The 13,514-nt window shown below is 36.0% G+C and carries 6 protein-coding genes; all 6 read left to right on the forward strand.

Features of this window, described 5'->3' with window-relative positions; translation table 11 throughout:
• Positions 1-101 precede the first annotated feature (101 nt).
• Positions 102-761 (forward strand): serine/threonine-protein phosphatase, encoded by a 660-nt coding sequence (locus M9949_13835; protein ID MCO5252483.1) that lies wholly within the window; start codon positions 102-104, stop codon positions 759-761.
• A complete protein-coding gene (locus M9949_13840) occupies positions 758-3,019 on the forward strand; it encodes a tetratricopeptide repeat protein (GenBank protein MCO5252484.1) in 2,262 nt (753 codons plus the stop codon). Before M9949_13835 ends, M9949_13840 begins: the two co-directional genes overlap by 4 nt.
• The gene (locus tag M9949_13845) at positions 3,016-5,163 is read left to right on the forward strand and encodes a tetratricopeptide repeat protein (GenBank protein ID MCO5252485.1); all 2,148 of its coding nucleotides are present in this window, start codon (positions 3,016-3,018) and stop codon (positions 5,161-5,163) included. The genes M9949_13840 and M9949_13845 overlap by 4 nt, the downstream gene beginning before the upstream one ends.
• Complete coding sequence (locus M9949_13850) at positions 5,160-7,796, forward strand: tetratricopeptide repeat protein (protein MCO5252486.1); 2,637 nt, start codon at positions 5,160-5,162, stop codon at positions 7,794-7,796. Before M9949_13845 ends, M9949_13850 begins: the two co-directional genes overlap by 4 nt.
• A complete protein-coding gene (locus tag M9949_13855; protein ID MCO5252487.1) occupies positions 7,793-12,082 on the forward strand; it encodes a tetratricopeptide repeat protein in 4,290 nt (1,429 codons plus the stop codon). Before M9949_13850 ends, M9949_13855 begins: the two co-directional genes overlap by 4 nt.
• A partial coding sequence (locus M9949_13860) for a tetratricopeptide repeat protein (protein ID MCO5252488.1) occupies positions 12,079-13,514 on the forward strand: 1,436 nt, incomplete at its 3' end. The genes M9949_13855 and M9949_13860, both read left to right, overlap by 4 nt.

Consider the following 13,514-nt stretch of genomic DNA (forward strand, 5'->3'; position numbering starts at 1 on the left):
AGGGAAAAAAGTAGAGGAAATCTACGCATCAATTAGGTATGCATCAACAATTCAGAATGCGATACTGCCTTGGGACGCTACATTAGGCAAGGCTTTTAGTGATGTCATGGTTTTCTTCAAGCCCAAAGATATTGTCTCAGGTGATTCGTATTGGTTCAAAGAAGTGGACGGAGTCAAGTTTTGAGGCGGTCGTAAGGTGCACGGGGCACGGCATTCCGGGAGCGATGCTAACTGTAATTGCCTCTACAGCCTTGGATGATGCCGTTCTTGGCAAGAGATTAAGCGACCCGGTAGAAATACTTACATATATAAATGAAAAAGTAACAGAAGTATTAAATCAAAAATTAGCTGAAAACAATATTCGCGACGGAATGGAAGTCGCACTACTCGCCATTCATCAAGATAAGATTAAGTTTTCAGGTGCCGGTCGACCTTTGTATCTCAAGAATGGCACATTGGAAATCATCAAAACCGACAAACGGGGCATAGCCGGAAGCACAAAGAATGATGAATATCAATTCAATTCTGTTGAAATCGAAAAATCAGAAAATATTACACTTTACCTAACTACGGACGGATTTGCCGACCAAATGAACGAAGACGGCAAAAAATTCAGCACCCGCCGCTTTTTGGCATTACTCGAATCAATTGCCGATAAGCCACTATCGGAACAATATAAAATATTAAACAATGAACTCGCAGCTCATCAAGGCGAAAAACACCAAATTGACGACATAACAATAATAGGGGTAAGGATATGAGAAATTTGATTATATTTTTCGTAATGTTTTTTGTAGCAGTAAACATAAGCTTTGCACAACTTCAGGGACAAGCGAAAATAGATTCGCTGAAAGCGGAGTTGCCAAAATCAAAGCAGGACACTAACCATGTCAACTTGCTCGCGGATTTATCTTTTTTATACAATTCAATTAACCCTGATGAAGGAATTAAATATGGCGAGCAAGGACTAAAACTTGCTGAAAAGATTGGTTGGAAAGAAGGTATAGAAAGGTGTTATAGCTCATTAGGTGATAGTTTTATGGATAAATCCGACTACACTATAGCTCTTGGATATTATCACAAAGCACTAAAAATTAATGAAGAATTGGGGAATGAACAAAATGTCGCAGGTTTCCTTAATAATATTGGACTTGCTTATTATTACCAATCCGATTATCTCAAATCTCTTGAATCTTTTCACAAAGCACTTAAAATGTTTGAAGAATTGGAGAATAAATCTGGAGTTTCACTAATTCATGGAAATATTGGAATGATTTATTATTCTCAATCCGACTATCCAAAAGCTATTGAGTATTATCACAAAGCACTTAAAATTCATGAAGAAACAGAAAATAAACGAGGAATTGCGGGCACTCTTCACAATATGGGAATGATTTATTCTGACCAATCTGACGGATATAGAGCATTAGAGTATTACCTCAAAGCACTTAAAATTAATGAAGAAATAGACAATAAAAATTGGATTGCATATAATCTTGAAGCTATTGGAGTTGTTTATAATTCACAATCTGACTACCCAAAAGCTATAGAGTATTATCATAAAGCACTTGAAATTAATGAAGAACTGGGTAATAAATATGGGATTCAAAGTAATCATTTAAATATTGGTAATATTTTTATGACGCAATCCGACTACCCAAAAGCACTTGAGTTTTTTCATAAAGCAATTGAAATTAACGAAGAAATAGGACGTATATCAGGAATTGCTTTAGGTTTGGGACAAATTGGAGGACTGTATTTAAAAATATCTAAAGATTCAAATATGGTGAACAGTGAAAACAATTTGCAATTAATGCTAAATAAAGAGATTAATTTGAATAAAGCTATTGAATATTCTCAACAAGCCATTAATCTATACCAAGAAATCGGTGAATTGTATTATCAATTATTTATTTTAAATAACCTCTCCGAAGCTTATGAACTAAAAGGTGATTACAAAAAAGCATTTGAGGCATTCAAAGAATTTAAAACCTTGCAAGATTCTGTATTCTCGATGGATAAGCAAAAGGAAATTGCAAATCTTGATGCAAAACGGGAAAATGAGCTTAAAGATGCTGAAATCATCATTTTAAATACAGAGAAAAAAGCACAACAATTTCAATCGTATTTGTTGGGAGGCGGAGTAATCGTTCTTCTGGGAGCTTTTGGAATTGCCTTCCTACGTTTTCGAGAAAAGAAAAAATTGAGTGATAAACTTACAATTCAAAATAATGAAATTGAAAATCAGAAATTATTAGTAGAGGAGAAAAGCGAAGAAATTTATGCATCGATTCGGTACGCTTCTACAATCCAAAATGCGATATTGCCTTGGGACGCTACATTAGGCAAGGCTTTTAGTGATGTCATGGTTTTCTTCAAGCCCAAAGATATTGTCTCAGGTGATTCGTATTGGTTCAAAGAAGTGGACGGAGTCAAGTTTTTGGCGGTCGTAGATTGCACGGGGCACGGCATTCCCGGAGCAATGCTGACTGTTATTGCCTCTACAGCCTTGGATGATGCGGTTCTTGGCAAAAGATTAAGCGACCCGGCTGAAATTCTTACATATATAAATGAAAAAGTTACAGACGTGCTCAATCAGCGTTTATCAGAAAATCAAACACGCGACGGAATGGAAGTCGCACTACTCGCCATTCATCAAGATAAGATTAAGTTTTCAGGTGCCGGTCGACCGCTCTACTTAAAAAATGGCACATTAGAAATTATCAAAACCGACAAACGGGGCATAGCCGGTAGCACAAAGAATGATGAATATCAATTCAATTCTGTTGAAATCGAAAAATCAGAAAATATTACACTCTACCTCACCACCGACGGTTTTGCCGACCAGATGAACGAAGACGGCAAAAAGTTCAGCACCCGCCGCTTTTTGGCATTACTGGAATCAATTGCCGAAAATCCTCTAAAAGAACAATATAAAAGATTAAATAACGAACTGGCAGCTCATCAAGGTGAAAAACACCAAATTGATGATATAACAATAATAGGGGTACGGTTATGAGAATATTAATATTAATTCTAACACTTGTATTTATGATAAATACAGCAAAATCTCAATTGAGTGGACGATCGAAAATTGATTCGCTTCTTAAGGAATTACCAAAAGGAAAGCAAGACACAAATCATGTGAAATTGCTCGCTGATTTATCTTTCGAATATTATCGAATTGACCCAGACACAGGAATTGAGTATGGGGAAAAGGGCTTAGAACTCGCAAAAGAAATAGACTGGAAAGAAGGCGAAGCATACTGCTATAATTCCCTTGGAACTAATAATGTTGGAAAATCTGATTACCCGAAAGCATTAGAAATTTTTCATAAATCTTTGAAAATTAATGAAGAATTGGGAAAGAAATCAAACATAGCTAATAATCTTGGAAATATGGGAGTTATTTACAGCTCTCAATCAGATTACCCAAAAGCATTAGAATATTTTCATAAAGCACTGAAAATTAATGAAGAATTGGGAAGGAAACCAAATATAGCTAATAATCTTGGTAATATTGGTAATATTTACTCCGAACAATCAGATTACCCGAAAGCATTAGAATATTTACATAAAGCTCTTAAAATTAATGAAGAGATGGGAAATAAATCCGGTATAGCTTCAAATCTTGCTAATATTGGTAATATTTACTCCGAACAATCAGATTACCCGAAAGCATTAGAATATTATCATAAAGCTCTGAAAATTAATGAAGAGTTGGGGAATAAATCACGAATTGCAAATAATTTAATAAATATGGGTTCATTATTCACATCAATGGGTGAACTTGATAAATCATTAGATTATTTAAAACGAGGATTAAAATTAAATATTGAAATTCAGAATCATAGGCAGACTGCTTATACTTTAAATATGCTTGCCGGTAATTATATAAATCAAGCAAAAATGTACGATTCTGTAAGAACAATAGGAGAATCGAAAGATTATTTAGTTGACAGTAAAATAGAAAACAGCTATCAGTCAGCATTGCAATTTGCGAAAGAAGCAGAACATCTTGCCGACAGTATTGGACTTGCTGAATTGCAACCTAAAATATTTCATAATTTATATGAGGCATATAAAAAATTAAATGAACCGGCAAAAGCTCTTGAATATCACGAAAAATATACTATTATGAATGATTCCATTTTCAGCATGGACAAATCCAAAGAAATTGCTAATCTCGAAGCGATTCGCGAAAATGAATTAAAAGATGCTGAAATAACAATTTTAAATACGCAGAAGAAGGCGCAACAGTTTCAATCATACTTGCTTGGCGGTGGAGCGATAGTTCTTTTAGGGGCTTTTGGTATTGCCTTCCTACGTTTTCGCGAAAAGAAAAAATTGAGCGACAAACTTGCAATTCAAAATAATGAAATTGAAAATCAGAAATTATTAGTAGAGGAAAAAAGTGAGGAAATCTACGCATCAATTAGGTATGCATCAACAATTCAGAATGCGATACTGCCGTGGGACGCTACATTAGGCAAGGCTTTTAGTGATGTCATGGTTTTCTTCAAGCCCAAAGATATTGTCTCAGGTGATTCGTATTGGTTCAAAGAAGTGGACGGAGTCAAGTTTTTGGCGGTCGTAGATTGCACGGGGCACGGCATTCCGGGAGCGATGCTAACTGTAATTGCATCTACAGCTCTGGATGATGCGGTTCTTGGCAAAAGATTAAGCGACCCGGCTGAAATTCTTACATATATTAATGAAAAAGTAACAGACGTGCTCAATCAACGTTTATCAGAAAATCAAACACGCGACGGAATGGAAGTAGCGCTAATTGCTATTCATCAAGATAAAATTCAGTTCTCCGGCGCCGGGCGACCTTTGTATCTCAAGAATGGCACATTGGAAATAATCAAAACCGACAAACGGGGCATAGCCGGTAGCACAAAGAATGATGAATATCAATTCAATTCTATTGAAATCGAAAAATCAGAAAATATTACACTTTACCTAACTACGGACGGATTTGCCGACCAGATGAACGAAGACGGCAAAAAATTCAGCACGCGCCGCTTTTTGGCATTACTGGAATCAATTGCCGAAAATCCTCTAAAAGAACAATATAAAATATTAAATAACGAACTCGCAGCTCATCAAGGTGACAAGCACCAAATTGATGATATAACAATAATAGGAGTGAGGATATGAGAAAATTGATAATACTATCCGTAATGTTTTGTGCAGTAGTAAATATTAGCTTAGCCCAGTTGCGTGGTCAGGCAAGAATTGACTCCCTTATTATGGTACTACCCAAAATGAAGGAGGATACTAATGCAGTGAATTTATTGGCTGATTTATCATTTTTATACAATTCAATTAATCCTGATGAAGGCATTAAATATGGCGAGCTAGGACTAAAACTTGCTGAAAAACTAAAATGGAAATTTGGTAAAGCTAACTGTTACAACTCTATTGGGCTAAATTATGCCGAGCTCAACGATTACCACAAAGCGTTGGATTTTTACCACAAAGCACTGGAATTGAATGAGGAGATTGATTATTTACAACAAGCTGCTGGAAATTTAAACAATATTGGAATAGTTTACAGATACTTATCGGATTACTTAAAAGCGCTCGAATATTATCAAAAAGCTCTTAAAATTTATGAAGTGCTGGGTAGTAAATCAGGTGTAGCTAGTAATCTTGGTAATATTGGTAATATTTACTCCGGTCAATCGGATTACCCTAAAGCATTAGAATTTCATTATAAAGCTCTTAAAATTAATGAGGAATTAGGTAGAAAAACTAATATTGCTAATAATCTTGGCAATATTGGAACTGTTTACTCCATTCAAGCGAACTACCCTAAAGCATTAGAATATATTTATAAAGCTCTTAAAATTAATGAGGAATTAGGTAGAAAAACTAATATTTCAAATAATCTTTCTAATATTGGTAAGATTTATTTACGTCAATCTGATTTCCCCAAAGCACTTGATTATTATCATAAATCGCTTAAAATTGATGAAGAATTAGGAAGTAAATCCCGCATAGCTTCAAACCTTTTGAGAATTGGTATGACTTATTTCTATCAATCTGATTACCCCCAAGCACTTGAATATTGTCATAAAGCACTAAAAATTAATGAGGAATTAGGTGTGAAAATTAATATGGCACGTGATTTCGGAAATATTGGTATGATTTATGCATCTCAATTGCACTACTCAAAAGCATTAGACTTTTATCATAATGCTCTTAAAATTCATGAGGAGCTGGGAGATAAAGTGAGCATAGCTTTTAATCTTGGAAATATTGGGGTTTTATATTACAGTTTATCTCAAGATACGGTTTTATCAAAAATAAGTGAAGGTACCAATCTTTTAAGTCTCAATAGAGAACTAAATCTCAATAAATCGATTGAATACTCTCTTAAATCTATTGATTTACTCAAAGAAATTGGCGAATCTGACAATCAATCAAAAACTTTAAAAAGATTATCTGATGCTTACACAGATAAAGGCGATTACAAAAAAGCATTCGAAGCATACAAAGACTATAAAGAGCTGCGAGATTCAATTTTTTCTATAGATAAGCAAAAAGAATTGGCAAATTTAGAATCCAAAAGAGAGTTAGAAATAAAGCAGAAAGAAAATCTATTGTTGATTAAAGATAACCAATTGTTCAATGCAGAATTAATTCAAAAGAATCAAAAAATTAATTTAGCTGAAAAAGAAAAAGAACTCCAGCATCTTGCATTTTTGAAAGAACAAGCCGAGAGGCAAGAGAAAGAGCAACTCTTGACATTGACTGAGACTCAAATTCAACTTCAGTCAACTCAAATCGAGTCTTTGGATAAAGAAAAAGAGATACAAAATGCAGAGCTAAAAGCAAAAAATTTACAACGAAACTTTTTTATTGCAGGCGTAATTGTTTTTATAATTTTATTCTTGTTTGCATTTATTCGTTTCCGTGAAAAGAAAAAGCTGAGCGATGAGCTTGCACTTCAAAACGCTGAAATTGAAAAACAAAAGACTATTGTTGAATCTCAAAAAGCAATTGTCGAGGAGCAAAAGTTCATACTTCAAGAAAAAAATGACCATATTTATTCTTCTGTCCAATACGCCGCTACAATTCAACAGGCGATTTTACCATGGGACAGTATAATTAATGCTGCTTTCTCAGATATTTTAATTTTCTACAAACCGAAAGATATTGTTTCCGGTGATTCATATTGGTTCAAAGAAGTGGACGGAGTCAAGTTCCTTGCGGTCATAGATTGCACAGGGCACGGCATTCCCGGAGCAATGCTGACTGTAATTGCATCTACAGCTCTGGATGATGCGGTTCTTGGCAAAAGATTAAGCGACCCGGCAGAAATTCTTTCCTATATAAATGAAAAAGTAACAGAAGTATTAAATCAAAGATTAGCTGAAAACAATATCCGTGACGGAATGGAAGTCGCACTACTCGCCATTCATAAAGATAAGATTAAGTTTTCAGGTGCCGGGCGACCGCTCTACCTCAAAAATGACACACTCGAAATCATCAAAACCGACAAACGTGGCATTGCAGGCAGTACAAAAAATGATTATTACCAATTCAACTCAATTGAAATCGAAAGAACCGAGGGCAAAACTCTTTACCTAACAACTGACGGCTTCGCCGACCAGATGAACGAAGACGGCAAAAAATTCAGCACCCGCCGCTTTGTGGCATTACTTGAATCAATTTCCGATAAGCCAATTCCCGAGCAACACGAATTGCTCGAAACAGAATTTAACAATCACCGCGACAACCGAGAGCAAATTGATGATATAACGATAATAGGGGTGAGGATATGAGAAAAGCAATTATTACCCTCGCTATTTTATTGTCCATCTCTTTTTTGGGGATGACGGGCGCAAACGCCCAAAACCTAGACTCACTCTTAGGTGTTTGGAACAACAAATCCCAACCCGACTCCAACCGCGTTACCGCTTACAACGATTACATTTGGGACGGCTACCTCTTTTCCAAGCCCGACTCGGCCACAATACTAGCCGAGGCTCTGCACGCTTATGCAAAAAAGCACAGATACCCAAATGCATCAGCCCAAGGCTATAACCTTCAAGGCGCCGCAAACTACCAACAAGGCAATTACCCCAGCGCCTTGGAAAACTACGAAAAGGCTCGAGTAATAAACGAAGAACTAGGTAATAAGCGGTGGTTGGCGATGAACCTGAACAATATTGGCCTCATTTACAATATCCAAGCCGATTACCCCCGCGCCTTGGAATACTTTGAAAAGAGTCTAGCGATTGATGAAGAAAGCGGTGATAAAAACGGCATCGCAGGGAGCCTGATGAATATTGGCTTGATTTACCAAAGCCTAGGCGATTACCCACGCGCCTTGGAATACTATGAAAAGAGTCTGGCGATTCAGGAAGAAATCGGGGATAAAAAAGGCATCGCAGGTAGCCTGAATAATATCGGCATGATTTACAATATCCAAGCCGATTACCCCCGCGCCTTGGAATACTACGAAAAGGCTCGAGTATTAAACGAAGAACTTGGTAATAAGCAGTGGTTGTCGTACAACCTTGGCAATATTGGCGACATTTACTCTACCCAAGCCGATTACCCCCGCTCTTTGGAATACTATGAAAAGAGTCTGGCGATTCAGGAAGAAATGGGGGATAAAAACGGCATCGCAATTAGCCTGGGTAGTATTGGCATGCTCTACCAAAAACAAGGCAAGAACACCCTCGCGCTAAACTATTGCCAAAAAGCCCTAACACTTGCCGAAGAAACTGGTGCTTTAGAATGGCAAAAAAACGCCTGCCAATGCCTGTACACTAGCTACAAAGCCATGGGCAACAGCGATAAAGCCCTGCAATATTATGAGCTTATGATTGTGGCACGCGACAGCATCTTTAATGAAGAGAATACCAAAAAGCTGGTGCAAATAGATATGCAATATGAATTTAACCGCAAAGAAGCTGCCGCCAAAGCCGAGCAAGACAAAAAAGATGCAGTAGCTGCACAAGAAATGCAACGGCAAAAACTGGTGCGCAATGGCTTTATAGCAGGTGCTATTGTATTTATAATATTATTCCTGATTGTATTTGTAAGGTTTCGCGAAAAGAAAAAATTGAGCGACAAACTTGCAATTCAAAATAATGAAATTGAAAATCAGAAATTATTAGTAGAGGAAAAAAGTGAGGAAATCTACGCATCAATTAGGTATGCATCAACAATTCAGAATGCGATACTGCCGTGGGACGCTACATTAGGCAAGGCTTTTAGTGATGTCATGGTTTTCTTCAAGCCCAAAGATATTGTTTCCGGAGATTCGTATTGGTTCAAGGAAGTGGACGGAGTGAAGTTTCTGGCAGTCATAGATTGCACAGGGCATGGTATCCCCGGAGCAATGCTAACTGTAATTGCCTCTACAGCCTTGGATGATGCCGTTCTTGGCAAGAGATTAAGCGACCCGGCAGAAATACTTACATATATAAATGAAAAAGTAACAGAAGTATTAAATCAAAAATTAGCTGAAAACAATATTCGCGACGGAATGGAAGTCGCACTACTCGCCATTCATCAAGATAAGATTAAGTTTTCAGGTGCCGGTCGACCTTTGTATCTCAAGAATGGCACATTGGAAATCATCAAAACCGACAAACGGGGCATAGCCGGAAGCACAAAGAATGATGAATATCAATTCAATTCTGTTGAAATCGAAAAATCAGAAAATATTACACTCTACCTCACCACCGACGGTTTTGCTGACCAGATGAACGAAGACGGCAAAAAATTCAGCACCCGTCGCTTTTTGGCATTACTGGAATCAATTGCCGAAAATCCTCTAAAAGAACAATATAAAAGATTAAATAACGAACTGGCAGCTCATCAAGGTGACAAGCACCAAATTGATGATATAACAATAATGAGTGAGGATATGAGAAAATTGATAATACTATCCGTAATGTTTTGTGCAGTAGTAAACATCAGCTTTGCTCAACTTCAAGGGCAGGCGAAAATTGATTCGCTCAAAGCGAAACTGCCAAAAGCTAAACAAGACACAAATGCTGTGAATTTGCTTGAGCAACTATCTTTTGAATTATATTCTATCGACCCGGACAAAGGAATAGAATATGGTTTGCAAGGAGTGGAACTCGCGAAAAATTTAGGCTGGAAGGAAGGTGAAGCAAATTGTTATAATTCTTTGGGTACAAATTATGATGAAAAATCCGACTACCCAAAAGCATTAGAATATTATCATAAAGCTTTGAAAATTTATGAGGAATTGGGAAAAAAATCTGGAGAAGCAGCAAATCTCGGAAATATTGGTCTTTTATATTCTTCTCAATCCGACTACCCGAAAGCATTAGAATATTATCATAAAGCTCTGAAAATCAGTGAAGAGTTAGGAGATAAATCTGGAATAGGAAGACAGCTTGGAAATATTGGCATTATTTACGAAAATAAATCCGACTACCCGAAAGCATTGGAGTATTATTTGAAAGCTTTGAAAATTAATGAAGAATTGGGAAGGAAATCTGGTGTTGCTACAAATCTTGGAAATATTGGGATTATTTATGCAAATCAATCGGACTACCCCAAAGCACTTGAATATTTTCATAATGCCCTTAAAATTAATGAAGAGCTGGTAAATAAATCTGGCGTTGCCAGGCATCTTGGAAATATTGGTCTTTTATATTCTTCTCAATCCGACTACCCGAAAGCTTTAGAATATTTTCATAAAGCTCTTAAAATTAATCAAGAACTGGGAAACAAAAGAGTCGAAGCGTATAATCTTGGTAATATGGGAGAATTATATTATAAGTTATCCCAAGATACGGTATTATCTCAAATAAGTGAAAGCACAATTCTTGTAAGTCTAAATAAAGAAATAAATCTCAATAGAGCGATAGATTACACACTCGAAGCGATTAAAATATTTGAAGAAATTGGGGAATTACATATTAGATCAACTTATTTAAAAAACCTCTCAGAAGCATATAAACAAAAAGGCAATTCAGATAAAGCATTTGAGGCATTACAAGAACACATGAAACTCAAAGACTCAGTGTTTAATATGGATAAACAGAAAGAAATTGCAAATCTTGAAGCAAAACGAGAAAATGAACTTAAAGATGCCGAAATTGTAATTCTTCAGACCGAGAAAAAAGCACAGCAGTTTCAATCTTATCTGCTTGGTGGTGGTGTGATTGTGCTTTTTGGTGCTTTTGCCCTTGCCTTTATTCGTTTTAGGGAGAAGAGAAAGCTAAGCGATGAGCTTGCACTTCAAAACGCTGAAATTGAAAAGCAGAAGACTATTGTCGAATCTCAAAAAGCAATTGTCGAGGAGCAAAAGTTCATACTTCAAGAAAAAAATGACCATATTTATTCTTCTGTCCAATACGCCGCTACAATTCAACAGGCGATTTTACCATGGGACAGTATAATCAATGCTGCTTTCTCAGATATTTTAATTTTCTACAAACCGAAAGATATTGTTTCAGGTGATTCATATTGGTTTAAAGAGGTTGAAGGTATCAAGTTTTTGGCAGCTATTGATTGTACAGGTCATGGCATTCCAGGAGCGATGCTGACTGTGATTGCCTCAACTGCTCTTGATGATGCCGTTCTTGGCAAGAGATTAAGCGACCCGGCAGAAATACTTACATATATAAATGAAAAAGTAACAGAAGTATTAAATCAAAAATTAGCTGAAAACAATATTCGCGACGGAATGGAAGTCGCACTACTCTGCATTCATCAAGATAAGATTAAGTTTTCAGGTGCCGGTCGACCTTTGTATCTCAAGAATGGCACATTGGAAATCATCAAAACCGACAAACGGGGCATAGCCGGTAGCACAAAGAATGATGAATATCAATTCAATTCTGTTGAAATCGAAAAATCAGAAAATATTACACTCTACCTCACCACCGACGGTTTTGCCGACCAGATGAACGAAGACGGCAAAAAGTTCAGCACCCGCCGCTTTTTGGCATTACTTGAATCAATTGCCGAAAATCCTCTAAAAGAACAATATAAAAGATTAAATAACGAACTGGCAGCTCATCAAGGGGACAAGCACCAAATTGACGACATAACAATAATAGGGGTAAGGATATGAGAAATTTGATTATATTTTTCGTAATGTTTTTTGTAACAGTAAACATCAGCTTTGCACAACTTCAGGGACAAGCGAGAATAGATTCGCTGAAAGCGGAGTTGCCAAAAGCAAAGCAGGACACAAATCATGTGAAATTGCTCGCTGATTTATCTTTCGAATATTATCGAATTGACCCAGACACAGGAATAAAATATGGGAAGCAAGGAGTAGAACTTGCAAAAAAATTATCATGGAAAAAAGGCGAAGCTGATTGTTATAATTCGCTTGGAACAAATAATATTAGCAAATCAGATTACCCCAAAGCACTTGAATATTATCATAAATCTCTGAAAATTAATGAAGAACTGGAAAACAAATCCGGTGTAGCTAATAATCTTGGTAATGTTGGTATCGTTTATGAATCTCTATCAGATTATCCAAAAGCGCTCGAGTATTATAAAAAAGCTTATGATATTAATGAAGAACTTGGACGGAAGATGAATATGTCTAATAATATGGGCAATATTGCTACAGTTTATGCTGCTTTGTCAAATCTTCCAAAAGCACTCGAATATTATCTCAAATCATTAAAAATTGGCGAAGAAATAGGAGCATATGATAACATTGCTATGAATCTTGGAAATATTGGTACTCTTTATCAAAAGCAGTTAGACTATACCAAAGCATTGGATTATTATTATCGGGCACTTGAAATTAATGAAAGACTTGGAAGAAAATTAAATATGGCTAATAACCTCGGCAATATAGGTACAATTTATCATCATCAATCTAATTTTGAAAAATCTTTAGAATATTTACAAAGGTCTCTAACTATTAACGAAGAAATTGGAAATTTACAAGGGATATCTGGTCATCTTCAAAAGATGGGGCTGATATATCATGAAAAAAAAGAGTATGTAAAATCTTTGGAGAATTTCAATCGAGCTTTAAAAATTTATGAAGATGTCAGCTATGGTTATGGTATAGGGAGTATCTATGGTAATATTAGTAATTTGTATTTAACTCAAATAAATGATCCCGCTTTAGAAAATATTGAGTATAATACGAATAAAGCAATTGAATATGGGCAAAAAGGTTTAGAAATACTTCAAGAATTTGGTGAATTGGAAAGACGTTCTTATATTTACAAAACTTTATCGGATGTATATACAAAAAAAGGTGACTTCCAATTGGCTTACGAGGCATATGTTAAATTTAAAAAGTTAACTGATTCTATATTCACTATAGATTCCCAAAAAGCAATAGCTAATTTGGAAACAAAAAGAGAACTAGATATTAAACAAAAAGAGAACGAAATTCTTCAACAAAAAAGTGAATTGCAACATTTGGATTTAATACGAAAATCTCAAGGAATGAATCTCTTAACTAAAGAAAAAGAAGTTCAGCATCTTGCATTTTTGAAAGAACAAGCCGAGAGGCAAGAGAAAGAGCA

It is taken from the genome of Candidatus Kapaibacterium sp., assembly GCA_023957315.1.
GTDB lineage: Bacteria > Bacteroidota > Ignavibacteria > Kapaibacteriales > UBA2268 > PGYU01.